Genomic DNA, 23422 nt, shown 5'->3' with positions numbered 1-23422 from the left:
GCTCGATTCGGTTGCGGAGTGGTGTCGGTCAGGAGATGTTCTTGACTGCGGCCTCGACCTTGGTGCGGACGCTCTCCGGCAGCGGGGCGTAGCCCAACTCGGTCATGGCAGCCTGGCCCTCGGTGCTGGCGGCGTAGCCCAGCAGACCCTTGACCAGCGGCAGCTTGTCGGCCGGGAGGCCCTTGCTGCAGACGATCTCGTACGTCGCCAGGACGATCGGGTAGGCCCCGGCCTCCTTGGTGTTGTAGTCGATCGACAGCTTGAGGTCGTCGCCCTGGCCCTCGACCTTGGCGCCGGCGATGGTCTTGCCGGCCGCCTCGGCGGTCAGCGCGGCGAACTCGCCGTTGCCGTTACCGATCTTGGCCATCTTCAGAGCGGCGTTCTCGGCGAACGACCACTCCATGTAGCCGATGGAGCCGTCGGCGCCCTTGACCGAGCTGGCCACACCGTCCGAGCCCTTGGCGCCGGTGCCGCCCGGGCCCTTCCACTGCTTGGCCTTACCGAGGGTCCAGTCGGCCTCGGCGGTCTTCGAGAGGTAGTTGGTGAAGTTGTCGGTGGTGCCCGACTCGTCCGAACGGTGGACGGTCTGGATGGTGGTCGCCGGGAGGGTGGCGCCCGGGTTGTCGGCCTTGATCGCCGCGTCGTCCCACTTGGTGACCTTGCCGGCGAAGATCTTCGCCAGGGTGGCCGGCTTGAGCTGGAGGTTGTCCACGCCGCTGACGTTGTAGGCGACGGCAACCGGGCCGATCACCATCGGCAGGTGGATGGCCTTGCCACCGACGCACTTCGCGTCAGCCTGCGGCTGCTCCTCCGGCTTGAGCGCGGAGTCGGAGCCGGCGAAGTCGGCAGTCCCGGCGATGAACGCCTGGATGCCGGCGCCCGAGCCGGTCGGCTCGTAGTTGATCGTGGTGCCCTGGCACTTCTGCTGGTACGCCTTGATCCACTCGGCCATGGCGTTCTTCTGCGCCGACGAGCCCTGGGCGTTCAGCGTGCCGGTGGCGCAGTCGACCGCGGCGGCCGAGCCCGAAGCGCTGGCGCTGGAGGTGGGCTCGTTGTTGTCCGAGCCGCATGCACTGAGACCGAGCGTCGCGGCGAGAGCGAGGCAGGCAAGAGTGCCGTACCGCTGGAGCTTCACCTGAGGGGTTTCCCTTCGCGTCTGACTTGGCGCCCCGATCCCGGGGCCCGAGGACCGGCACTGACCGGCTGACACGAAAGTTAGAAGTGCCAGGTAGCCGGTTCGCCGGTCGCAAGTGAACGCGAGGTGAACACGTACGCCCCTCGAGGTGACCGCTTGCTGAGGGTGGGTTGTCCGTTAAGTGAACTCGGGTACACCTGTCGGAAGTATGCTCATATTTCCGGTTAGGCGTTATCCCGCCGACGCGTGGCCGTTACCCGCCGGTGACCCGGTCGCAGCGGCTGCCCGGAGGTCAACTCCGCTGGTCAGCCCAGGTGGTAGTTGATGTGCGCAGACCAGCGGGCGAAGCCCAGCCGCTCATAGAGCGCCACCGCGCCGGTGTTCGAGTCGTCCACGTAGAGCATCACCCGGTCCAGCCCTCGCCGGTCCCGCAGGTACGCCAACCCGGCGGTGGTCAGCGCCCGGCCGAGCCCGCCGCCGTGCGCGGTCGGTTCCACGCCGAGCACGTACACCTCGCCGATCCGGGCCGACCCCGGGCGCTCGTGCACCTTGGTCCAGTGGAAGCCGAGCAGTCGGCCCGTGGCGGTCTCCTCGGCGAGCAGGAAGCCGGCCGGGTCGAACCACGGCTCGGCGAGGCGGACCCGCAGGTCGTCCGAGGTCCACCGACCCTGCTCGGGGTGCTCGGCGAAGGCCCGCGCGTTGAGGGCCAGCCAGGCCGCGTCGTCCGCGCCCGGCCGGAACGCGCGCAGCACCACCCCATCGGCCAGCCGCGGCTCGGGCAGCGGGGCGGCCAGTGGCCGGCGTAGCTGCCAGAGCACCCGCACCCGGGTGAACCCGAGGTCGACCGCGAGCGCGGCGGCCGACGGGTGGTCGCCGTGCGCCCACGCCCGCAGCGGCCCGGTGGCCGAGGCGAGCACGCCCCGAACCAGCGCCCGCCCGGTGCCCCTCCGCCGGTACGCGGGGTGCACCACCAGCTCCACCCCGATCCCGCCGACCGGGTCGGTGGTGTCCAGGTGCGCATACCCGGTGAGGGTGCCGTCGTCGGCGCGGGCGATCAGGTGCACGGCCGGCGCACTGGGATCACGAAGCCGGAGCAGGACGTGCTCGTCGAGCGGGTCCGCGCCGTCGGTGTCGCCTGCGGAGCGGGCCAGGGCCAGCACGTCGGCGATCTCCGCCGGGGCCAGTCGGTCGGTCCGGGTCACCTGGTCGCTGGTCGGCTCCGCGCTGCTCATCCCGTCACCGTAGTCGCCGGGGACGACGGTCGGCCGGGATCCCCGACCGGCTCACGTCGGGTCGGTGGGCAGCGCCTCCAGCTCGAACCGTCCGGTGAGGTCGGCCAGGATCCGGTGCAGCGCGTCCACCGTGCCTTGCCGGTCCCCACCCGCGTCGTGCAGCAGCACCACCGATCCTGGTTCGGCCTGGGTGAGCACTGACGCGGCGATCTTGGAGGCGCCGGGGGCCTCCCAGTCCGCCGGGTCCACCGACCAGTGCAGCGCGGTCATGCCGAGCTGCTGCGCCATCGACACCACAGGGTAGGTCCAGGCGCCGCCGGGCTGGCGATACCAGACGATCGGCGCGTCCGGCACCGCTGCCCGGATCGCCTCGTTGGTCCGCAACAGGTCGGCGCGAATCGTGTCCGCCGAACGATTGCCCAGGGTGACGTCGTGGTGCCAGGAGTGGTTGCACAGGGTGTGCCCATCGGCCACGATCGCCCGAATCAGATCGGGATGGGCCTGGGCGTTCTCGCCCACCACGCAGAACGTGGCCTTGACGTCGAACTCGCGCAGCGTGGCGAGCACCTGCGGGGTGTATCGCGGGTCCGGTCCGTCGTCGAAGGTCAGCGCGAGCCGTGGAGTGCCGGTGGTGGAGTGCGCGCCGAACAGCTTCTCGCCCTCGGCGTCCCGCCCCGACCCGTCCTGACCGGCCTGGGCGGGGCCGCTGCTGGTGGTCGGGGCCGCGCTGGACGCGTCGTCGGTGGGCTGGTCGGCGTAGTACGGCCCGTCGGCGTTCGTGTTGACCCCGGTCCCCTGCCGCTGAGGCTGGTCGGGGATGAGACTGCGGCCCAGCACGTATGCCGAGCCGAGCAGCGCCGTCACCACCAACACCACGATTCCCGCCGCCCGGACGGTCGGGTTGCTCCACTTCACGGCTTCCGCCTGGCTGACCGGTCACGCCGGCCCGTGGTCCCCGTGGTCACTGCGCGCACCGTCGCCCCTTTCTCCGACAAACCCGGCAGTCAGAATAGAACTGACGAGCTGCGCCAAAAGGGCATACGGGGAATCGTTCCCCGCCTGGGTGCGGATCAGACGGGCAGCGGCGCGTGCTCCGCCTCGGGCAGCGACCGCGAGGGCGGTACGACGAACTTGTAACCCACCTGGCGGACGGTGCCGATCATCGACTCGTACTCCGAGCCGAGCTTGGCGCGCAGCCGTCGGACGTGCACGTCCACCGTGCGGGTGCCGCCGAAGTAGTCGTAGCCCCAGACCTCGCGCAGCAGCTGATCCCGGGTGAACACCCGGCCCGGGTGCTGGGCCAGGAACTTCAGCAGCTCGAACTCCTTGTACGTGAGGTCGAGCGGGCGCCCCTTCAGCTTGGCCGCGTAGGTGTCCGGGTCGATGGTCAGCTCGCCGGCCCGGATCGAGCCGCCGGCGCCAGCGGTCGCGTTGCTCAGCCGGCCCACCGCCAGCCGCAGTCGCGCCTCCACCTCGGCGGGGCCGGCCGCGGCGAGGATGACGTCGTCGACGCCCCAGTCCGCGTTCAACGCGATCAGGCCGGCTTCGGTCACCACCGCGACCAGCGGCACCCCGAGCCCGGTGGCGTGCAGCATCCGGCAGGTCGCCCGGGCCTCGCTCAGCTCCGACCGCGCGTCCACCAGCACCGCGTCGGGGCTGGGGCCCGCGACCAGGGTGCGGACGTCGCGCGGTGCGGTGCGGACCGAGTGCGGCAGCAGGTCGAGTGCCGGCAGAACAGCGGACGGTTCCCCTGCGCGTGCGGTCACCAGCAGCAGGATCTCCACGATCACCTCCGTCCCGGCGGCGCTCGGCCGCGCGCGACCAGACACACTCACGGGGGAGTGCGCTGAGAAATTGCGTGGTCCCGGCGTCGCTGACGGGCGGGTAACGCGTTGAGCCTAACCGATCGCCTTGGCTGTGCCGTCAGGCAATTTCCCGTTTGTCCAGCTTGCCCCTGATCGTGGCACAGGTTTTAACGTTGCTGAAACCCGTGACCACCGCGTCGGGCGGTCGGTCTGGCACGATCGGGGCGTGTTTCCCTCCACCTCGCCCGACGCCGGCCGCGAATCGTGGCCCGACGGGCCCCGCCCGGGCCCGGCCGCACCGACCCGTGGTCACCCGCCTGCGCCGCGTACCGGCCCGCCTGTCATCGACGGCAACCGCCGCGAGCGGGGTGGGCCCCGCCGGGCACGCCGCGCCGGCGAGCCGGCCCGCCGCTCCGAAGACGAGATCGACGAGCCGGAGGAGGAGGTCGTACCCCCGGTCGAGGTGCGCCGTTCGTTGGCGCTGACCATCGCCGGCTTCGCCGCACTGCTCGGTGTCGGCCTGGTGCTCGGCGCGCAGACCTCGGGCCCCGGTCACCGGCTGCCGTTCGCCTTCATCATCTTCGGCGTCCAACTGCTGTTCGTGCTCGCCTGGACGATGGCCATGCGTCCACCGGCGCTGCTGCTGGTCGCCGGGGTCAGCGCCGCGGTCGCCGCGGTCGTCGACATCGCCGCGGTGCAGACCGACGTCGCCGGCCTGGCGCCCCTGGGTTACCTGGCGGCCGGCGGGTTCCTCGCCGCGGTGCTCGGTCAGCTGGTCCGACGGGTCGACCGGGTCCGGGTCACCGACTCGCTCGGCGCCACGCTGCTCATCGTGGTCGGAGTGGTGGCCTTCGGCACCCTGATCGTGCTCAGCAGGATCCCGGCCGGCACCCAGGCGATCACGGTCTGCCTGACCGCGAGCGGGGTCGCGCTGACCGTCGCCCGGCTCACCGACGCGGTGCTGCCCTGGCCCCGGCTGGCCCCGCAGGTCCCCCGGGGCGCCGCCGGCGTGGTTGCCGGCGCGATGGTCGGCACGCTGGTCAGCGCGATGCTCGGCAGCTACCTGGTGGCACCCTTCACGCCGACGCGGGCTGCGGTGATCGGCCTGGTCGCGGCGGTCACCGCCGTCCTCTCCGACCTCGCCGTCGGGTACGCGGAGGCGGGCCGGCTGATGGCCGGCGAGCCACCCACCATGTGGGTCGCCCGGCACATGCAGGGTCCGCTCGGCGGCTTCGCCCTGGCCGCGCCGGCCGCGTACGCCATGTGCATGCTCTTTCTCTGAGTCACGGTTGAGCCCGGGACCGGTCGGGTACCTACGGGTGGTGCGCCGCGCTGCGGCAACCGGTACCGACGATCCGCCGCAAGCGGCGGGCGGAGACAGGAGGCGGCGTGGCGCAGGAGTATCCGGCGGACGGGGTCCGGCCCCGACGGCGCGGTCGCAAGCTGCTCATCGGCCTGGTCGTCCTGCTCCTGCTGGTGGCAGGGCTGCTGGTGATCGCGGACCGGGTGGCGGTCGGGGTGGCCGAGCGGGCCATCGCCGACCGGGTCAGCCAGGAGGTCACCAAGCAGGGCGCGCAGGCCGCCGCGCCCGATGTGGAGGTCGGCGGAACTCCGTTCCTGACCCAGGTGCTCGACGGCCGCTACCAGCGGATCTCCATCAAGCTGCGGGACGTGCAGGCCTCGGTCGAGGGCGACGCCGTGCGGCTGCTGGTGCTGGACGTGGACGCCCGCAACGTGCGGGCCTCGTTGGACACTCTGCGCACCGGGCAGGGCGACGTTGTCGCCGACACGGTCAACGGCACCGGCACGATCAGCTACGAGAGTCTCGCCGCGCTGCTGGACCGGCCCGGGCTCACCCTCGGTGAGCAGGGCGGCAAGCTCGCCGTCACCGCCCCGGTCGACATCCTCGGCCAGACACTCACCGTCAGCGGCACCGCCGACGTCACGGTCGCCAAGAGTGGCGCCGTCGCGCTGCGTTTCAACAACCTGGACGCCGAGGGCCTGCCGAACCTGCCGTTGGCCCGCGCGCTGCTGAACAACTACGCCAAGGGCATCTCCATCGACGTGCCCCTGCCCGACCTTCCCTTCCAGCTCGCCGTTCGGGAGGTCCGGCCGCTGCCCGAAGGGCTGGCGGTCACCGCCGACGCGAAGAACGTGCCGATCAACTCCGCGAGCTGATCGGCCAGCCGGCCGCCGAGCGGAGGGACGCCGGCGGTCGGCCCTGGATTCCCGGATGCTGGTCGACCCAGTGGCAGCACAGTCACTGGCTGGTAGGCTCCGTGGCCATGGGGACCCACCTCACCAAACGGCGCGCGGTCGACCTGTGCCGCGTGGCCACCTGCCTGTGTCGCCCCGTCATCTGACGGCGGGGCTGTTTTCGGCCGCCTGACGGCGGCCACCGGCACGCAGGGTTCTCGTACCCTCCGGTGATCCCACCGAACGCCCGGCAGCGGCGCCGTCGCACGAACCCGTGATCCCGTCCTTTTGCTGGGTCCCGCGCGCGGTGCGACAGTCAAACCCATCGATATTCGCGCGTTGGCTCACCATCCATCCTCACCAGGGAGTGATTCGATGAGTCGCGACACCGCACTCGTTTCGGCCGAGTGGGCCGAGAAGAACCTCGACGCCCCGGGCGTCGTCTTCGTCGAGGTCGACGAGGACACCTCGGCCTACGACACCGGCCACATCGCCGGCGCAGTCAAGATCGACTGGAAGACCGACCTGCAGGACCAGGTCCGCCGGGACTTCGTCAACAAGACCCAGTTCGAGGCGCTGCTCTCCGAGCGCGGCATCAGCAACGACGACACCGTCATCCTGTACGGCGGCAACAACAACTGGTTCGCCGCGTACGCCTACTGGTACTTCAAGCTCTACGGCCACCGCGACGTGAAGCTGCTCGACGGCGGTCGCAAGAAGTGGGAGCTGGACGCCCGCCCGCTGGTCACCGACGCGGTGACCCGTCCGGCGACCCAGTACGTCGCGCAGGAGCCGGACACCTCCATCCGGGCCTTCCGCGACGAGGTCGTCGCCGCGATCGGCACCAAGAACCTGGTCGACGTGCGCAGCCCCGACGAGTTCGCCGGCCGGCTGCTCGCCCCCGCCCACCTGCCGCAGGAGCAGGCGCAGCGCGGCGGGCACATCCCCACCGCGATCAGCGTCCCGTGGTCCAAGGCGGCCAATGAGGACGGCACCTTCCGGTCCGACGACGAGCTGCGCAGGATCTACGGGGACGCGGGGCTCGACGACGGCAAGGAGACCATCGCCTACTGCCGGATCGGTGAGCGCTCCTCGCACACCTGGTTCGTGCTCCAGGAGCTGCTGGGTCACCGCAACGTGAAGAACTACGACGGATCCTGGACCGAGTACGGCTCGCTGGTCGGCGTGCCGGTCGCGCTCGGCGACGAGCCCGGGGAGGCCTGACCATGACTGCTCCCACCACCGCGGGTTGCGCCGCCCCGGACCAGGCCGCGCCGCTGCCGGCCAGCCTGGACCTGGAGAAGGAAACCGTGATCACCGGCATCGTCCGCTCCGAGGCGGACGAGGTCGTGGCGGGCGCGTACGTCCGGCTGCTCGACTCGACCGGTGAGTTCACCGCCGAGGTCGTCACCTCGGCCGCCGGCCAGTTCCGGTTCTTCGCCGCGCCGGGCTCCTGGACGCTGCGCGCGCTGTCCCGACACGGCAACGGCGACACCGCCGTCACCGCCGGCCGGGGCATCAACGAGGTCAGCGTCACCGTCGCCTGACAGCCCACCCTCTGATCGACCGGGGCCGGTCACCCTCGTGGGGTGACCGGCCCCGGTCGTTTCCCGGTCGAGATGGTCGGAGTCAGTTACGTAGCGTGACCTCGACCATGGGTCGCCCCCCGAAATCCATCGGCGTACGTCACTATCGTCGGGTGGAATTCACGGTCAGTGCGGGTGAAGGCGCCAGGCCCGGTGCAGGGGTCCCGATCGTCGTCTGCGTCACCGCGGACGTCTCGGTGCGGGAGCGGGTGGTGCGCCAGCTCGACGGGGTCGGCCCGGTGGTGAGCTGTGTCGACCTGGCCGAACTGCGGGCCATGCTGTTCCCGTCGCCGCCGGGCGGCGCGGCCACGGCCGTCGCGCCGGTCAGCCCGCCGGCGGTGCCGCAGGGGCCGGTCACGTGGGGCGAGCTGGTCGTCGACCGGGCCGGGCGCCTGGTCACCTGGTGCGGTGATCCGCTCCCGCTCACCCGCACCGAGCGGGAGCTGCTCGCCCGGCTGATCGGTCCGCCGCCGGTGGTGTGGAGCTACCAGCAGCTCTTCGCGGCCGTCTGGAACGGCGCGTACCTGGGCGACAGCGCAGTCGTGCACTCCGCGATCAAGCGGCTCCGGCACAAGCTGCGCAGCCTGCCGGGCGGGCCGCGGGTGCACACCGTGCGGGGCGTCGGCTACCGGCTCGACCCGCCGTCCCGGCCCGCCTGACCAACACCCGACGACCCGGGCTGCCCACCCGCCGCCGCGGGCGCCGGTCGCCGCCGGGCCGGCGGATCGCCCGTGACACCATGGCCGGGTGAGCGGTGCTGTCCGGACGGGGTGGGCCCCGTCGACCGGTCCCGCCGCGCCGGCACCCCGGCGACGGCGGCGCTGGCTGCTGGTCGCGAGCGTGGTCTGGGCCGTGCTGCTGGCCCTGCTCGCCTGGACGTCGGTCCGCGACGATCCACCGACCGTGCGAGAGCAGCGCTCCCTCGACCAGGCTGGCCCGGTGGTCGACCGGGCGGTCGGCGAGTTGGCCCGGGCGGCCGGCGCGGCCGGGCTGCTGGAGCTGAGCCCGGCGCGGATCGGGTCGGGCTGCCGGGTCACCCCGCTCGCTGACGGTGCCACGCTTCGCCGGGAGGTCGGTGTGCTCGCGCCCGCCGGCACCGAGCGCACCGTCCTGGCCGGGATCGCCGAGCGACTTCCGGCCAACTGGCGGGCCTGGGTCGGGTCCGGGCGGGACGGCCCGGTGCTGCGCGCTGACGCTGGTGAGTTCGTCGCCGTCCAGGGACGGCCGACCGGGGACGGTCGGATCCGGTTGACCGTCGACACCGGCTGTCGGCCGATTGGCTCCGGCTACACCCCGCCCTCGACCACCGACGGCGGCCCGGAGGTCGCCGCCCTGACGGCCGCGCTGCGGGCGCTCGGCCGGCCGGCCGACGCCGCGCCGGAGCTGGTCACCGCGCCCTGTCCGGGCGGCGCGTCGGCCCGTACCGCGCGGTCCGCCGCCGGTCCCGACCCGGCCGCGTCGCCGGGCGGGCTCGCACCGCTGGCCGGCGGCAACCCGCTGCTGGACAACCCCCCGGTGTACGCGTACCGCGCCGGCCCGGTCACCGTGCTGGCCGACCTCACCCCGGACGCCGCCCGGCTGGCCGCCACCGTCGGCTGCCCTGGCTGAGCCGAGCATCCCGCCGGGTCAGACGCCCGGCTGCTGCTCCTCCGGGCCGCGGCTGCGGCCCAGTGCGTCGACCCGACCCCACCGGCCGGGGATGTCCAGCAGCTCGATCCGGCCCATGCCTGGTGGCACGGCCGGATCGATGATCAGGTGCTCGCCCTGCGGCTCCAGCCCCAGCATCACCCGCAGCAGCAGCAGCGGTGTGCCGGTCGACCACGCCTGCGGGCTGCACGCGGTCGGGTACTCCACCGGGTAGTCGGTGAGGTCCCGGGCGTAGCCGGCGAACGCCTCGGGCAGCCGGCCATCGAAGTAGCGGGATGCGGCCAGCATCGCGTCGCAGATCAGCCCGGCCTCGTTCCGGAAGCCGTACCGCCACAACCCCCAGGCGGTGATCGAGTTGTCGAACGGCCAGACGGTGCCCACGTGGTAGCCGATCGGGTTGTACCGGCCCTGGTCCTCGGCGAGGGTCCGCACCCCCCAGCCGGAGAACAGTCGCGGCCCGAGCAGGTGCTCGACCACCTTGCCGGCCCGGGACTCGTCGACGATTCCGCTCCACAGCAGGTGCCCGATGTTCGAGGACAGCGCGTCGACCTGCTTCCCGTCGGCGTCCAGGGCGAGCGCGTAGTACCCGCGGTCGGCGATCCAGAAGTCGTGGTTGAACCGCTGCTTGAGCGCGGCGGCCTCCCGCTCCAGCCGGTCGGCGTAGGCCGGGTCGTTCCAGAACGTCCGGGCCAGCCGGGCGGCCCGGATCTTCGCGTCGTACGCGTAGCCCTGCAGCTCACAGGTGGCCCGGGGAAAGCCGGGCAACCGGCCGTCGGCGTACGAGATGGCATCCCAGGAGTCCTTCCAGCACTGGTTCTGCAGGCCGGTCTCCGGGTTGCGGGTCTGGTACCAGAGGTAGCCGGTGCCGAGCAGGTCGCCGTAGGTGTCGATCCACTCCAGCGCCGCGCGCACCTGCGGTTCCAGCCGCCGGATCAACTCGGAGTCGCCGGTCCAGCGCTCGTACTCGTCGATCAGGATGATGAACAGCGGCGTCGAGTCGGCCGACCCGTAGTACGGCGAGTGCGGCTGCTCCTCGAAACCGGCGGTCTCCCCGTACCGCAGCTCGTGCAGGATCTTGCCCGGCTCCTCGTCCCGGAAGTCGTCCACCCGGTGCCCCTGCAGGCCGGCCAGCATCACGATGGTCGGCGGGATCAGCTCCGGCAGGAACGGTAGCACCTGCAACGAGGTGATGATGCTGTCCCGGCCGAACAGGGTCATGAACCAGGGCAGCCCGGCGGCGAGCAGCCGCACGCCCAGGGCGATCGACTCATAGCGCAGCGCGGCCAGGTCGTTGAGGCTGCGCCGGTACGCCCCGGCCAACGGCTCGCAGTCGCAGCCGAGCTTCGGCGCCCGGTCGATCAGCTCCTGCTGCTCGGCGCGGATGGCGTCCGCGCTGCGGCTGCCGCCGTACGGCAGGGTGGCCCGGATGTCCTCCCCCCGCGCGCCGTAGACGACGGTGGACACGTGCAGCCGGGTGCTCCACTCGCTGTTCCGGGCGATCCGGATCTGGAAGATCATCCCGGAGGAGTCGACCATGGCCGGTGCGCTGGAGGTGATCAGCGTCTCCCGGTGGAACGCCTCCCGCCGGTAGGTCAGGCGCAACTCGTTGTCGGCCACCGAAATCGTCGTCTGACCGCGCTTCCGCCGGGCGTTCTTGATCTCGAAAAGGTCGGCGAAGTCAGACGCCATCTCCACCCGGACGGTGAACTCGACTTCCTCGCCGGTGTGGTTCAGCACGGTCAGCTCCTCCTCGAAGCTGCCCACGATCGCCCGGCTGCGGATCACCGACGCCTTGGCGTCCAGGTAGTGCGTCGGTTCGCCGGGGGCCAGGAAGAACTTGGTCCGGTACGACTCGGAATCGTCCATCGACAGGGCGTGCAGCCGCTCGCCGTCCAGGGTGAGCACCCAGTTGGACAGGAAGCGGGTGTCGAAGGAGAACAGCCCGGTCGGGAAGTCGTAGGACGGCTCGATGTCCCCCGTCCGGTCGCTGACCAGGAAGGTGTTGCCGTCCAGGATGCTGACGAGATCGTTCACGCCATCCGCCCGGCCTGCTTCCGAGCCACCTCGCGCGGGTCGCGGGTGCCCGGCGGGTTCGGGAAGAACCGCCGGAAGGCCAGGAAGAGCACCACGTTCCCGCTGAACGTGCTCTCGTTGCGCAGCACCGCCGCGACCCCCTGGGCCTCGCCGGTCACCAGCCGGTCGAACAGGGCCGCGCTGCTGTACCAGATGGCGTCGGCAGGCCCGCGGTTGCGGCTGACCTGCACCGACCCCGGCCGCATCCGGACCAGCCAGTGCTCGGTCGTCTGGTCGTCGGTGCCGAGGTCAATCTGAAGGGTTCCGGCGACCAGGCCGCCGAGGACCTCCGGGGCACGCGCCGGCAGTGATTCGAAGAACCTCTCCGTCGCCTCGGTCACATCCGAATCGTAGGCAGCCGTCCGAGATGTCGGGTCGGTATCCGCACTCCGCCCCTACCGTCCGGGTCGTCCCGCCGCTGGTCAGTAGACCAGGGCCTGCGCGCCCTCGGCCAGCGCCTCCTCGACGAAGGCCGCGGCGCCCGCGATCCGGACGCCGGGCAGTACGTCGTCCGGGCCGATCTCCCGCCGGGCCGCGCACTGGGTGCAGGCGGTCACCCTGCCACTGGTCAGGATGACGTGCAGCAGCTCGGCCAGCGGGGCGGAATGCGGCAGCTCGAACTCCTGGGCACGGCCGGGCAGCGCGAACCACGTCGCCTCGCCGGTCAGCCAGAGCGATACGTCCACCCCGGCCGCGACCGCCGTGGCGGCGACCGTGAACGCCTGCGCACACCGCTCCGGGGCGTCCGCCCCCGCGGTGGCCTTGACGACGAGAGTGCGGGCCATGAGGCCCAGCATAGGATGGCCGGGATGGTTACCGAGATCGGGTTCGTCAGCCTGCTGGTCGCCGGCCTGGGCGGGCTCGCCGGTGGCCTGGTCTACCTCGCCGTACGCATATCGAGAGGACGTTGGTGACGCTGGTGAGCGACGAGAACCCGCTGCAGCCCCCGTGGCTGAACGCGCCGCCGGTCGACCCGTACCCGTTCGAGGAGAGTCACGACCTGCGGGTCGGGCCGAAGCTGCACCCGGCGTTGGACGGCCTGCTGCCCTACATCGGCCTGTGGCGCGGCCGTGGCAAGGGTGGTTTCCCCACCGTCGAGGACTTCGACTACGCCCAGGAGATCCGGATCAGCCACGACGGCCGTCCGTTCCTGCACTACGAGTCCCGCGCCTGGATCCTCGACGAGCAGAGCAAGCCGGTCCGCCCCGCCGGGCGTGAGGTCGGCTGGTGGCGGCCGGTGCTGGTGGACGGCCGGGCCACCGACGAGCTGGAGGCTCTGCTGACCACCCCGAGCGGGGTGATGGAGCTCCACCTCGGTAAGCGCAACGGCACCCAGGTCGAGTTCGCCACCGACGCGGTGGTCCGGACGGCGACCGCCAAGGAGGTCACCGGCGGGCACCGGCTCTTCGGCATCGTCGAGGGCGCGCTGCTCTACGCCCAGGACATGGCCGCGATGGGGCACGGGCTCAGCCCGCACCTGTCCGCCCGGCTCGTCCGGGTCGGCGGCTGACCGTCACGGGACGGGGAAACCCAGCACGGCGTGCAGGGCGGGGGTACGCGGGCAGCGCGCCCGGCGCACCCCGTCCAGCGTGTGGATCTCGGTGAGCCCGCGGACCGACGAGGTGAACCAGATGCCGTCCGCCGCGTGCAGCTCGGCTGGGGTGACCATCCGCTCGGCGGCGGTCAGGCCCAGCTCGCCAGCGTGGCCCAGCAGCCAGGCGACGGTCGTGCCGGGCAGGATGCCGGTGGTGGCGGCGGGCACGGTGCAGAGCGTGCCGCCGGTGAGCCACACCACGTTGGCGGTGGGGCCCTCCAGCGCGTACCCGTCGGAGGAGATCCAGAGCACGTCGTCCACCCCGGCCCGGTCGGCCCAGCGGCGGGCGGCGGTGTTGACCGCGTACGAAGTGGATTTGATCCCGGCGGGCAGCCAGTCCAGTCCGGTGCGTGCCCCCGCGGGCACCCCCAGCGGCAGGGTTGCCACGCTGATCCCGTCCCGACGGGCCACCCGGGACGACGCGGGCACCTCGGTCAGCGTGGCGTAGACGCTCGGCGGGCCGCCGGCCTCCGGGCCACGGGTGCAGACCAGTCGCAGCGCCCCCTCCACCCGCGCCGGCCAGCCCGCGCGCACGGTGTCGAGCAGGTCGATCAGCGCGGCGATGGGTGGCAGGGCCAGCTCGACGGCGGCAGCCGAGGCGGCCAGCCGGGCCAGGTGCTCGTCGCGCAGCCACGGCCGGCCCTGGCGCAGGTGCATGGTCTCGAAGAGGCCGTCGCCGCGCAGCACACCGAGGTCGTCACCGCGGAGCACGGGCTCGCCGGCCGGCACCGGGCCGCGGCCGAGGACGACGATCCGCGCGGTCGGGTCGGCCGCGACCTTTCCGACGGACGACATCACCATGACCGTCGAGCCTAGCGGCGGTCCATCGCGATGCGGAGATCGGCATGGTTGCCGAACTATGATCGGACGGTGTCCGAATCCTCCCTCGCGGAAATGCTGCGGGCCCGTGGGCTGCGGCTGACGGCCCAGCGGCAGCTTGTCCTCCAAGCGGTGCTCGATCTGGGCCACGCCAGCCCCGAGCAGGTGCACAACGCGGTGCGGGAGGTCGCTGCCGGCGTCAACATCACCACCATCTACCGCACGCTGGAGCTGCTGGAACGGCTCGGCCTGGTGACCCACACGCACCTCTCGCACGGCTCGCCGACCTACCACGCGGCCGGTGAGCACCAGCACGTCCACCTGGTCTGCCGGGAGTGTGGCGCGATCGACGAGATCGATCCGGAGTTGCTCCGCCCGCTCGCCGACCAGTTGGTCGCGCAGCGCGGGTTCCGGGTGGACATCGGGCACGTGTCACTCTTCGGTGTCTGCGGACGCTGCGAGAACGGGGACCAGAAATGATCGACATAGCGGGTGCGGTGGCCGTCGAGAGTATCGACGAGGCCAGCCGCGACCAGCCGGAGCCGGCACACGCGGCGGCCGGGGTGCGAGGGGTGGCCGCGCACTACGGCGACCCGCTGCGCGAGCAGCGCATCCTGGACACCGAGGTCGGCCTGGTCGACCGGTCGCACCGGGGGATCATCGCGGTGCCGGGGGAGGAGCGGGCCAGTTGGCTGCACACGATCACCTCGCAGCACCTGGCGACATTGGCCGCCAACGACGGCACCGAACTGCTGGTGCTGTCCCCGCACGGGCACGTCGAGCAACATGCCATGGTCGCCGAGGATGGCGAGACCACCTGGCTGGACACTGAGCCGGGGGCGACCGCCGGCCTGCTGGCGTACCTGGAGAAGATGCGGTTCTTCAGCAAGGTCGAGCCGCGCGACGCCACCGCCGAGCGGGCGCTGCTGTCGCTGGTCGGGCCGGCGGCGACGGACGTGCTGGGCGTGCTCGGCGTGCTCGGCGTGACCGGGATGGCCGCACCGGACCTGATCGCCGTGCCGGGTCCGAAGTTCGCTGCCGGTGCCGTGCCACCCCGAGCGAGCGTTCGGTACGACGTACGCCCGCTACCCACCGGCGGGTGGGCCCGACGCGGCCCGCTCGGGGTGGACCTGCTGGTGCCCCGGGCCGCGATGGAGCAGGTGGTGGCGGAGCTGCGCGGCGCTGGCGTACCGGTCGCCGGGCTCTGGGCGTACGAGGCGATCCGGGTGGCCGCCCGGCGGCCCCGGGTCGGGGTGGACACCGACCACCGGACGATCCCGGCCGAGGTGGACCTGATCGGCCCGGCCGTGCACCTGGACAAGGGCTGCTACCGGGGGCAGGAGACGGTGGCCCGGGTGCACAACATGGGCCGTCCGCCGCGTCGGCTGGTGCTGCTGCACCTGGACGGGATCACCACCGACCAGCCGCCGACCGCCGGTACGCCGGTGACCCTCGACGGCCGGACGGTGGGCTTCGTCGGCACCGCCGTGCTGCACCACGAGCTGGGCCAGATCGCCCTGGCGGTGCTGAAGCGGAACGTCCCGGAGGACGCCGCGCTGCGGATCGGCGAGACCGCGGCGGCGATCGACCCGGCCTGACCGGGCCGTCTAGGATCGCCGGCATGACGACAGGGACGTTGATCACGGTAGCCCCGACCGGCGCGGAGTCGGCCAAGGCGGAGGTGCCGGCGCTGCCGGTGACGCTCGACGAGCTGGTGCTCACCGCCAAGGAGTGCGAGGCCCTCGGCGCTGCCGTGATCCACGTCCACATCCGCGACGACGCGGCGCGGCCGACCCTCGACCCGGTGCGCCTGCGGGAGACCGTGGCGGCGCTCCGCGAGAGCACCGACCTGATCGTGCAGCTCTCCTCCGGCGGCGCGGTGACCGACCCGGAGGCATCCCGGCTGGCCGTGCTCGACGCCCGCCCGGACATGGCCTCGTGCACCATGGGCACGGTCAACTTCGGCGACGACGTCTTCCTCAACCGCTGGGAGTTCATCGTCGACCTGCACACCCGGATGCAGGAGCGCGGGATCGTGCCGGAGTACGAGATCTTCGACCTCGGCCACCTGTCCGCGTTGCAGCGGCTGTTGGGCAGGTACGGCCTGCCGGCCGGGGGGCACGTGCACGTCGACTTCGTGATGGGTGTGCCGGGCGGTATGCCGGGCACCACCGAGACGTTGGTCGCGGCGCACCGGATGCTGCGGGACCTGCCGGAGGGCACCACCTTCGCGGCCACCGGCATCGGTCGCAGCACGATCCCGGTCATGTTGGCCTCGCTGTCGACCGGTGGGCACCTGCGGGTCGGCATGGAGGACACCGTGACGTACGCCAAGGGCCGGCCGGTGGAGTCCAACATGCAACTGGTCGCCCGCGCGGTCGGTTTCGCCCAGCTCGCCCAGCGGCCGCCGCTGACCACCGCGGAGGCCCGCGAGCTGCTCGGCCTGTAAGGCCGGCTCTGTCGGGCACCCCTGTCACCCGGGCGGTGGACGACCTGGTCACCCCGCCGCCGAGACCCCCGGGACCGTCGGTACCGTCCAGCACGTGGGAAAGACGTACGAGGGCGGCGCGCCGCTCGCAGAGGTGGTCCGGTCCGGGTTCGTGGAGGGCGCGCACCGCGGCTCGGCGGTGGTGCTGGACGCCGCCGGTGTGCCGGTGGCCGCCGTCGGGGATGTGACCGCACCGATCTTTCCCCGCTCGGCCAGCAAGCCGATGCAGGCGATCGGGATGCTCCGCGCCGGCCTGCCGCTGACCGACCCGGCCGACCTCGCGCTGGTCTCGGCCAGTCACGCGGGTGAGGAATTCCACCTGGCCCGGGTCGGTGCGCTGCTGGATCGGGCCGGGTTGGACGCTTCGGCCCTGCACTGCCCGCCCGACCTGCCGGTGGGCGCGGCGGCCCGGGAGGCCGTGCTGCGCGCCGGGGGCGGCCCGACCCGGGTGCAGATGAACTGCTCCGGCAAGCACAGCGGGATGCTGCTGACCTGCCGGGCCGCCGGGTGGCCGCTGGACGGCTACTGGCGGCCGGAGCACCCGTTGCAGCAGCGGTTGCGGGCAGCCATCGAGGAGTTCACCGGTGAGCAGGCGGCGGCGGTGGGGGTGGACGGCTGCGGTGCCCCGGTGCTCGCCGTGTCGCTGACCGGTCTGGCCGGGGCGTACCTCCGGCTGGTCGACGCCGAGCCCGGTTCGGTGCCGCGCGCGGTGGCCGACGCCATGCGCGCCCACCCGGAGATCGTGGGTGGCACCCGGGCCGACGACACCCGGCTGATGCGCGGCGTTCCGGGCCTGCTGGCGAAGGTTGGCGCCGAGGGCGTGATCGCCGTGGGCCTGCCGGGCGTCGGCGCGGTGGCGCTCAAGATCGACGATGGCGCCGACCGGGCCCGGATGCCGGTGCTGGTCTCCGCGCTGCGCCGGCTCGGCGTGGACGCCCCGGTGCTTGCCGAGTACGCCGAGGTGCCGCTCTTCGGCGGCGGCGTCCCGGTCGGCGCGGTCCGTCCGCTCTGGTGAGCGGCGGCTGGTCCCGACCGTCGGGGACGGCCACTCGCGGATGAGCGCGATACCTCAGAGGCATATTCATGCCTCTGAGGTATCAGCCTCATTCGCCCGACACCCTCGGTGCGGGCTCTGCGGAGTCGGGCGGGCTCAGCTCAGGAAGTCGAGCAGGGCCGCGTTGACCGGCTCGGGCCGCTCCAGCGGCAGCAGGTGTGCAGCGTCCGGCACATCGGGCAGCCGTACCGCGTCGGGCGCCTCGGCGGCGATCCGGTCGGCGAGCCGGCGAATGTCCGGCACGTCCGCCGCGCCGGCGGTGACCAGGACGGGCAGCCGCAGCTCGCCGAGGCGTTCGATCGCCGGCGGCGTCAGCTCGCCCACCTCCACCGCGCCGAGGGCCAGTTCGGCGGCGAGCGCGCGCTGATCCATCTCCTGCGCGAACGCGATCAGCCCGGGGTCGACGTCGGCCGGCTGACGGCCCGGGCCGACCACCCAGAACCGCACCTCACCGGCCGCTCCGGCGGCGAAGTCGTCGGGATCGACCTCGCCGACCAGGCTGTCCCAGAGGTCGTTGGCCTCCTCGGACCACTCATTGCCGGAGACCGCCGTGCCGAACAGCGCGAGCGCGCTCACCCGGTCCGGATACGCCAGCGCGGTGTCGATGGCCACCGCCCCGCCGAAGGAGCAGCCGACCAGGGCGGCCCGGGGCAGGTCGAGCGCGTCCAGCAGGCCGGCCACGTCGTCGTGGTGCGCGAACGGGATCGGGGGCAACTCGGAGTCGCCGTAGCCGCGCAGGTCCGGGACGATCACTCGGTGCCGGGCGGCGAGCGCGGACAACTGCCCCCGCCACATCCGGCGGTCGGCGATGCCGGCGTGCAGCAGCACGACGGGCGAGCCGCTGCCGGCCTCGTCGTACGCGATGACTGCTCCATTGACTGTGGTCTTGTGCACGGACGGACGGTACGGATCGGACGAGCGGCGCGCAAACAGGATGCTGAGACCTTGCTAACTCTTGCTAGCGTTCTGCTTGCAGGAGTTAGCGGGTCCGGTTAGCGTCGGTGTCATGGCCACACCGAAGGACCTCCCCGACGTCGGCGGGTTCATCCGCGATCTGCGGCGCAACGCGAAGATCTCGCTGCGGCAGCTCGCCGAGCAGGCGGGGGTCAGCAACCCGTACCTCAGCCAGATCGAGCGCGGCCTGCGCAAGCCCAGCGCGGAGGTGCTCCAGCAGTTGGCCAGCGCCCTGCGGGTGTCCACTCCGGCGATGTACCTGCGGGCCGGGCTGCTCGACGACAAGGAAGGCCACGGTGTGCTCGCCGCCATCGCGGTGGACGCCGACCTGACGATGGCCCAGAAGCAGTCGCTCAGCCAGATCTACGAGACCTTCCGCCGGGAGAACGCCCGGCTGACCGAGGCCGAGGCCAAGGCCGAGGGCGCCGGCACGAACACCGGCGGCGCGGCCGGGGTGACCACCCCGACCGACATCGCCGACCAGCCGGCCGACGTGGCCAACCTGGCCGCCACCGGCCCCACCACCGCGGGCGGCACCCCGACCGAGGCCGTGCTCGAGTCGGTCGCCGTCACCGAGGCGGGGTCCGCCCCCGCCCCGCCCAGCACCAGCACCCCCGAGAAGAAGGCCGCCGGTCCGGCGGTCCGGAAGGCCGCCGACGCGGCCGAAGAGGAGACCTCATGACCGAGCCGAAGATCAACCGCATCCCCGCCCCGATCTACGCTGCCGCCGGTGCCGGAGAGTTGGCCCTCCAGCAGCTGCGCAAGCTGCCGGCCGTGGTCGGCGTCCTCGGCACCCGGGTCGTCGCCGACCTGGGCGGCCGGGCCGTGCTGACCGGCTTCGAGCTGCGCCAGAAGGCCACCGAGACGCTGCGTACCGCCAACGAGACCGCCGAGACCCTGCGCGGCCGGGCTCAGGCCGAGCTGGACCTGGCCAAGCTCCGTGAGTCCGCCGACCTGGCCAAGCTCCGCGAGGTCACCGACCTCGACAAGCTGCGCGCCGCCGCGACCCGTAACGCCGCTGTGGTGGTCGCCGGTGCCCAGGCCGCGCAGGAGCGCGCGTTCGCCGCGTACGGCGCACTGGTCGCCCGTGGTGAGCGGGTCGTCGGCGCCGGCGTGCTGGAGGCCGCCGAGACGGTCAACGCCGACATCGAGGCGACCCAGGCCGTGTCGCCGGCGACCGCCGACGCGGTAGCCACCGCCCCGGTGAGCCCGGCCCAGGTGTCCAGCCCGGCCGACGTGCCGAGCCCGGCCGAGGTGGCCGAGATCGCCGAGGCCAAGCCGGCCGCCGTCAAGAAGGCCGCCCGGGCGCGGACGGCCGCCAAGCCGGCCGCGACCCCGTCGGCGAAGCTGCCCCGGGCCACCAAGCGGACCCGTCCGGCGGCCGAGTAGTTCGTGGTGTCGACGACCCCGGCGGCGTCCTTGTCGGACGTAGTCGGGGTCGTCGACATAAGCTTGCCGGCATGGCCAACGCCGCGCCGATCTTCGCGTTCGAAGTCCGCTACGTGATCGAGCTGATCCTGCTCGTCTTCGCGCTGATCATCCAGGGTGTCGCGCTGGTGCACGCCGTCACACAGCGCTCCGACGGCTTCCCCGCCATCGGGACGCTGCCCAAGGGTGGCTGGATCGCCATCCTGGCGGTTTGCCTGGTGCTGACCCTTCTCGGCTTCGGTCCGATCAGCCTCTTCGGACTGATCGGCATCGCCGCCGCCCTCATCTACCTGCTCGACGTCCGGGTCGGCCTGCGCGACCTGAGCGACGGCAAAGGGTTCTGGTGAGAAGTTTCCGCTGGCCACCCCCGCCGGACGGTGGGCCTCGCACCTGGGGGCCCGGTCCGGGTGGTCCGCGTACCGGCCGGCCGGCGCTGCCGGAGCCGGAGACCGAGCTGATCACCACCCCGCACGGGGTACGGCTGGAGCGGCTGGTCACCGGCACCGGCGATCCGGTCACCGTGTTCGCGCACGGGCTGGGCAACGGCATCGCCACCACCCGCCCCTTCGGCAGCGGGGTGACCGGCCGCAAGGTGTTCTTCCAGTTCCGCGGGCACGGCCGCTCCGACGCGCCGGCCGGGCAGTGGAGCTACCTGGACCTGGCCCGGGATCTGCGCGCCGTCGCGGATCTCGGCGGCGCCAGTCGGGCGTTCGGGGTGAGCCTCGGCGCGGGTGCGCTCTGCCGGTTGCTGGCCGAGAGCCCGGAACGCTTCGAGAAGCTGGTCTTCTTCCTCCCGGCGGTGCTTGACCAGCCGCGCGGCCAGGTCGCCCAGGAACGCGTCACGGACCTGCTGGAGGCGGTGGAAAGCGGGGACGCCTCGGCGGTCGCCGACATCGTCTCGCTGGAGTTGCCCACGGCGGTGCGCAACACCCCGGCCGGCTGGGCGTACCTGCGGCAGCGACTCGACCAGCTGCTCCGCGACGGTCTGGCCGACGGTCTGGCCACCCTGCCGGAGCAGGCGCCGCTGCGCGACGCCACCGCCCTGGCGGCGGTCACCGCACCGGCGCTGGTGATCGGCTGTGCGGGCGACGATCTGCACCCGGTCGAGGTGGCCGAGCAGCTCGCGGCCGCGCTGCCCCAGGCCACCCTGCACGTGTACGACCGGCCCGGCGTGCTCTGGACGGAACGCGCCGACCTGCGGGAGCGAGTGTCCAGCTTCCTGAACGAGTAGCGTGCCCTGTCATGGGCGTCACACAGCATGGCCGGACGCACCGGCTGGACCTTGCCGACCCGACCCTGCGCGAGTGGACCTGCACGGTCCTGCACGCCGACCCGGAGCAGGGCATCGTCCTGGACCGCTCGGCCTTCTATCCGGGCGGCGGGGGGCAGCCGCCGGACCACGGGGTGCTGCTCTGGCAGGGCGTGCAGACCCGGATCATCGGCACCCGCAAGGGCGACGACCCGTACCTGATTCCCGCCGAGGGTGATCCGCTGCCGCCGCCCGGCACCGAGGTGACCGGCGCGGTGGAGGACGAGCGCCGTACTCGGCTGATGCGCACCCACTCGGGGCTGCACGTGCTCTGCGGGGTGGTGTTCCGCGACTTCGGCGCGCTGGTCACCGGCGGCAACATGGAACCGGGCGAGGCTCGGATGGATTTCAACCTGCCCGAGGTGCCGGCCGACTTCAAGAGCCGGATCGAGGAGCTGGTCAACGCCGAGGTGGCCGCCGACCGTGCGGTTGCCGTCCGGGTGCTGCCGCGCGTCGAGGCGCTGTCCCTGCCGGACATCATCCGCACCCAGTCCGACCTCATTCCGCCGGACGAGCAGGAGGTCCGGATCGTCGACATCGTCGGGCTGGACGTGCAGGCCGACGGCGGCACCCACGTCGCCTCCACCGCCCAGATCGGCAAGGTGCAGGTGGTCAAGGTGGAGAGCAAGGGCCGGGCCAATCGCCGGGTCCGCGTCCGGCTCCCGGACTGAGGGGCGCTGTCGCTTGGTGGACTAGGCGTCCCGGCGGGCGCGCAGCGACCGGACCTTGTGCCGGTTTCCGCAGCGCTCCATGCTGCACCAGCGGCGCTGCCCGGGGCGTGAGGTGTCCACGAAGACCAGGTAGCAGTTGTGCGCGCCGCACTCCCGGATCCGGTCGGCGTACGGCCCGCTGAACAGGTCGATCGCGTCCCGGGCGATGCTGGCGAGGGCCTGCTGCCCGCTGGCCGGGAGCACCCAATGCCGTGTCCCGTCCGCATCCAGCCGGGGCGCCAGCGGCGCAGCGGCCGCCGCCTCGTTGAGGGTGTCGAGGTCGCCGGGCGTCGCGTCGAAGTCCGTGGGCGTGGTGGCCGGTGGCCGGGTGCCGGTGCGGGCGCACACCAGGCGCCACAGCGCGTCCCGCAGGCGCCGCGCGGCGGCCAACTCCGCCAGGTCGACGTCGACCCGGGCAGGGTCCAAGCGCAGCCGCGACCGCCCCAGCCAGTCGGCGAGATCCGCCGGGCGGTGCAGCACCTCGAAACGGGCCCCGATGCCCGGCCCGCCGCTGGTGAGGAACTCCAGGCAGAGCGCTCCTGGATCGAAGAGGAAACGGGCCCCTTGCAGCGACACCAGGGTGATTCCACTTGCGACGTCGGTCACGTAACCACTATAAACGGTTACAGGGGTGGTCCGCACGCTGCGGGTCGCCGACGAAGGTGAAGGGGATCCAGATGGCCCTGGCATGGAAGCTCGTCGTCGACTGCGCGGAGCCGATCGCGCTGGCCCGGTTCTGGGCGGCGGCCCTCGAATACGAGGTCGAGGACAACAGCGCCCTCATTGACCAGTTGGCCGCGGCCGGCAGGGTCGGGCCGGACGAGTACGTCGAGGTCGACGGCCGGCGGGCCTTTCGGGAACTCGCGGCGGTCCGCCACCCGGAGGACCCGGTCCAACCGGTCAGCGGCATCGGTCTCGGCCGCCGGCTGCTGTTCCAGGCCGTGCCGGAGCCCAAGCAGGTCAAGAACCGGCTGCACATCGACCTACACGCCGGCCCGGACGAGCGGGAGGCGACGGTGCAGCGGCTGGTCGGGCTTGGCGCCACCGTGCTGCGCGAGGTCGCCGACCGGGGCAGCGTGCACACCACCATGACCGACCCGGAGGGCAACGAGTTCGACGTGCAGTGACAGCCGGGCAGCCGTTCGGCCGGGCATGACTGGATGCGGGCCTGTCGAGCTGCCCCAGATATGGGGCGTGGCACGGGTGGCTCGCCGCCCGTCGAGCGGGCCAGACGTCGAGCGTGCCTAGACGTCGAGCGTGCCTAGACGTCGAGCGTGCCTAGACGTCGAGCTGCCCCACAAATGGGGCAGCTCGACAGGGCGGCGCGGATGCCCGCCGGCCGCTCGTGACCCGATCCGGAATTCGGACGGAGGCTGTCAGGTATTGCTGGCA

The 23422-nt window shown here is 72.5% G+C and carries 29 protein-coding genes; 19 read left to right on the top strand and 10 right to left on the bottom strand.

The window, feature by feature from the left end; translation table 11 throughout:
* Positions 1–28 precede the first annotated feature (28 nt).
* The 4 genes from pstS to OG470_RS04095 all read right to left on the bottom strand — a co-directional run bounded on the left by pstS (position 29) and on the right by OG470_RS04095 (position 4157).
* On the bottom strand, positions 29–1135 hold the full coding sequence (gene pstS / locus OG470_RS04110; RefSeq protein ID WP_328420904.1) for a phosphate ABC transporter substrate-binding protein PstS: 1107 nt from the start codon (positions 1133–1135) through the stop codon (positions 29–31).
* 305 nt (positions 1136–1440) lie between these two features.
* On the bottom strand, positions 1441–2367 hold the full coding sequence (mshD, locus tag OG470_RS04105) for a mycothiol synthase (RefSeq protein WP_328420902.1): 927 nt from the start codon (positions 2365–2367) through the stop codon (positions 1441–1443).
* A 51-nt stretch (positions 2368–2418) separates the two neighbouring features.
* The gene (locus OG470_RS04100; RefSeq protein ID WP_328420900.1) at positions 2419–3282 is read right to left on the bottom strand and encodes a polysaccharide deacetylase family protein; all 864 of its coding nucleotides are present in this window, start codon (positions 3280–3282) and stop codon (positions 2419–2421) included.
* Between the two features lie 155 nt (positions 3283–3437).
* Positions 3438–4157 (bottom strand): winged helix-turn-helix transcriptional regulator, encoded by a 720-nt coding sequence (locus OG470_RS04095; RefSeq protein WP_328426127.1) that lies wholly within the window; start codon positions 4155–4157, stop codon positions 3438–3440.
* Positions 4158–4398: 241 nt separating this feature from the next.
* On the opposite strand from OG470_RS04095, the gene OG470_RS04090 reads away from it, so the two are divergent.
* The 7 genes from OG470_RS04090 to OG470_RS04060 all read left to right on the top strand — a co-directional run bounded on the left by OG470_RS04090 (position 4399) and on the right by OG470_RS04060 (position 9562).
* Positions 4399–5454 (top strand): hypothetical protein, encoded by a 1056-nt coding sequence (locus OG470_RS04090; RefSeq protein ID WP_328420898.1) that lies wholly within the window; start codon positions 4399–4401, stop codon positions 5452–5454.
* Positions 5455–5561: 107 nt separating this feature from the next.
* A complete protein-coding gene (locus OG470_RS04085) occupies positions 5562–6350 on the top strand; it encodes an LmeA family phospholipid-binding protein (protein ID WP_328420896.1) in 789 nt (262 codons plus the stop codon).
* Between the two features lie 107 nt (positions 6351–6457).
* Positions 6458–6535, top strand: coding sequence for an Ms5788A family Cys-rich leader peptide (locus OG470_RS04080; protein ID WP_310503780.1), 78 nt, complete (start codon positions 6458–6460; stop codon positions 6533–6535).
* A gap of 208 nt (positions 6536–6743) precedes the next feature.
* On the top strand, positions 6744–7592 hold the full coding sequence (locus OG470_RS04075) for a sulfurtransferase (RefSeq protein ID WP_328420894.1): 849 nt from the start codon (positions 6744–6746) through the stop codon (positions 7590–7592).
* A gap of 2 nt (positions 7593–7594) precedes the next feature.
* A complete protein-coding gene (locus tag OG470_RS04070) occupies positions 7595–7915 on the top strand; it encodes a DUF1416 domain-containing protein (RefSeq protein WP_328420892.1) in 321 nt (106 codons plus the stop codon).
* 152 nt (positions 7916–8067) lie between these two features.
* Complete coding sequence (locus tag OG470_RS04065) at positions 8068–8613, top strand: winged helix-turn-helix domain-containing protein (protein WP_386988149.1); 546 nt, start codon at positions 8068–8070, stop codon at positions 8611–8613.
* An 88-nt stretch (positions 8614–8701) separates the two neighbouring features.
* The gene (locus tag OG470_RS04060) at positions 8702–9562 is read left to right on the top strand and encodes a hypothetical protein (RefSeq protein WP_328420890.1); all 861 of its coding nucleotides are present in this window, start codon (positions 8702–8704) and stop codon (positions 9560–9562) included.
* Positions 9563–9580: 18 nt separating this feature from the next.
* Here OG470_RS04060 and OG470_RS04055 read toward each other — a convergent pair whose 3' ends face one another.
* The 3 genes from OG470_RS04055 to OG470_RS04045 form a co-directional block, all read right to left on the bottom strand.
* Positions 9581–11635, bottom strand: coding sequence for an amylo-alpha-1,6-glucosidase (locus OG470_RS04055; protein WP_328420888.1), 2055 nt, complete (start codon positions 11633–11635; stop codon positions 9581–9583).
* Positions 11632–12015, bottom strand: coding sequence for an SCP2 sterol-binding domain-containing protein (locus OG470_RS04050; RefSeq protein ID WP_328420886.1), 384 nt, complete (start codon positions 12013–12015; stop codon positions 11632–11634). The genes OG470_RS04055 and OG470_RS04050 overlap by 4 nt, the downstream gene beginning before the upstream one ends.
* A gap of 81 nt (positions 12016–12096) precedes the next feature.
* Positions 12097–12471: a DsrE family protein gene (locus tag OG470_RS04045; protein ID WP_328420884.1), complete on the bottom strand. Its 375-nt coding sequence runs from the start codon at positions 12469–12471 to the stop codon at positions 12097–12099.
* A 12-nt stretch (positions 12472–12483) separates the two neighbouring features.
* Between OG470_RS04045 and mtfM the strand changes: the two genes are divergently transcribed.
* Complete coding sequence (gene mtfM / locus OG470_RS04040) at positions 12484–12588, top strand: small membrane protein MtfM (protein ID WP_030327764.1); 105 nt, start codon at positions 12484–12486, stop codon at positions 12586–12588.
* A 5-nt stretch (positions 12589–12593) separates the two neighbouring features.
* A complete protein-coding gene (locus OG470_RS04035) occupies positions 12594–13184 on the top strand; it encodes an FABP family protein (protein ID WP_328420882.1) in 591 nt (196 codons plus the stop codon).
* A gap of 3 nt (positions 13185–13187) precedes the next feature.
* Here OG470_RS04035 and OG470_RS04030 read toward each other — a convergent pair whose 3' ends face one another.
* Positions 13188–14063 (bottom strand): aminotransferase class IV, encoded by an 876-nt coding sequence (locus OG470_RS04030; RefSeq protein ID WP_328420880.1) that lies wholly within the window; start codon positions 14061–14063, stop codon positions 13188–13190.
* A 75-nt stretch (positions 14064–14138) separates the two neighbouring features.
* Between OG470_RS04030 and OG470_RS04025 the strand changes: the two genes are divergently transcribed.
* The 4 genes from OG470_RS04025 to OG470_RS04010 all read left to right on the top strand — a co-directional run bounded on the left by OG470_RS04025 (position 14139) and on the right by OG470_RS04010 (position 17590).
* The gene (locus tag OG470_RS04025; RefSeq protein WP_328420878.1) at positions 14139–14567 is read left to right on the top strand and encodes a Fur family transcriptional regulator; all 429 of its coding nucleotides are present in this window, start codon (positions 14139–14141) and stop codon (positions 14565–14567) included.
* A complete protein-coding gene (ygfZ, locus tag OG470_RS04020; protein WP_328420876.1) occupies positions 14564–15685 on the top strand; it encodes a CAF17-like 4Fe-4S cluster assembly/insertion protein YgfZ in 1122 nt (373 codons plus the stop codon). The genes OG470_RS04025 and ygfZ overlap by 4 nt, the downstream gene beginning before the upstream one ends.
* 23 nt (positions 15686–15708) lie before the next feature.
* Complete coding sequence (locus OG470_RS04015) at positions 15709–16536, top strand: 3-keto-5-aminohexanoate cleavage protein (protein ID WP_328420874.1); 828 nt, start codon at positions 15709–15711, stop codon at positions 16534–16536.
* Between the two features lie 94 nt (positions 16537–16630).
* On the top strand, positions 16631–17590 hold the full coding sequence (locus OG470_RS04010) for an asparaginase (RefSeq protein WP_328420872.1): 960 nt from the start codon (positions 16631–16633) through the stop codon (positions 17588–17590).
* 135 nt (positions 17591–17725) lie between these two features.
* Here the strand turns inward: OG470_RS04010 and OG470_RS04005 are convergent, their stop codons facing one another.
* Positions 17726–18523 (bottom strand): alpha/beta fold hydrolase, encoded by a 798-nt coding sequence (locus OG470_RS04005; protein WP_328420870.1) that lies wholly within the window; start codon positions 18521–18523, stop codon positions 17726–17728.
* Positions 18524–18635: 112 nt separating this feature from the next.
* On the opposite strand from OG470_RS04005, the gene OG470_RS04000 reads away from it, so the two are divergent.
* The 5 genes from OG470_RS04000 (at position 18636) to OG470_RS03980 (ending at position 21991) form a co-directional block, all read left to right on the top strand.
* Positions 18636–19265: a helix-turn-helix domain-containing protein gene (locus OG470_RS04000; RefSeq protein WP_328420868.1), complete on the top strand. Its 630-nt coding sequence runs from the start codon at positions 18636–18638 to the stop codon at positions 19263–19265.
* On the top strand, positions 19262–19972 hold the full coding sequence (locus OG470_RS03995; RefSeq protein ID WP_328420866.1) for a hypothetical protein: 711 nt from the start codon (positions 19262–19264) through the stop codon (positions 19970–19972). The genes OG470_RS04000 and OG470_RS03995 overlap by 4 nt, the downstream gene beginning before the upstream one ends.
* Before the next feature lie 71 nt (positions 19973–20043).
* Positions 20044–20358, top strand: coding sequence for a DUF2516 family protein (locus OG470_RS03990; RefSeq protein ID WP_328420864.1), 315 nt, complete (start codon positions 20044–20046; stop codon positions 20356–20358).
* On the top strand, positions 20355–21242 hold the full coding sequence (locus tag OG470_RS03985; RefSeq protein ID WP_328420862.1) for an alpha/beta fold hydrolase: 888 nt from the start codon (positions 20355–20357) through the stop codon (positions 21240–21242). Before OG470_RS03990 ends, OG470_RS03985 begins: the two co-directional genes overlap by 4 nt.
* An 11-nt stretch (positions 21243–21253) precedes the next feature.
* On the top strand, positions 21254–21991 hold the full coding sequence (locus tag OG470_RS03980; RefSeq protein ID WP_328420860.1) for an alanyl-tRNA editing protein: 738 nt from the start codon (positions 21254–21256) through the stop codon (positions 21989–21991).
* A gap of 21 nt (positions 21992–22012) precedes the next feature.
* Here the strand turns inward: OG470_RS03980 and OG470_RS03975 are convergent, their stop codons facing one another.
* Positions 22013–22636 carry a CGNR zinc finger domain-containing protein gene (locus OG470_RS03975; RefSeq protein WP_328420858.1) on the bottom strand — a complete coding sequence of 208 codons (624 nt, stop codon included), beginning with the start codon at positions 22634–22636 and terminating at the stop codon, positions 22013–22015.
* A gap of 71 nt (positions 22637–22707) precedes the next feature.
* Between OG470_RS03975 and OG470_RS03970 the strand changes: the two genes are divergently transcribed.
* Positions 22708–23157, top strand: a complete 450-nt coding sequence (locus OG470_RS03970) for a VOC family protein (RefSeq protein ID WP_328420856.1) — start codon at positions 22708–22710, stop codon at positions 23155–23157.
* Positions 23158–23422: the final 265 nt, after the last annotated feature.

Origin of the sequence: Micromonospora sp. NBC_00389 (assembly GCF_036059255.1) — a bacterium.
Lineage (GTDB): Bacteria > Actinomycetota > Actinomycetes > Mycobacteriales > Micromonosporaceae > Micromonospora.
The sequence above is the reverse complement of the archived record's forward strand: the minus strand, read 5'-3'. Positions and strand labels throughout refer to the sequence as shown.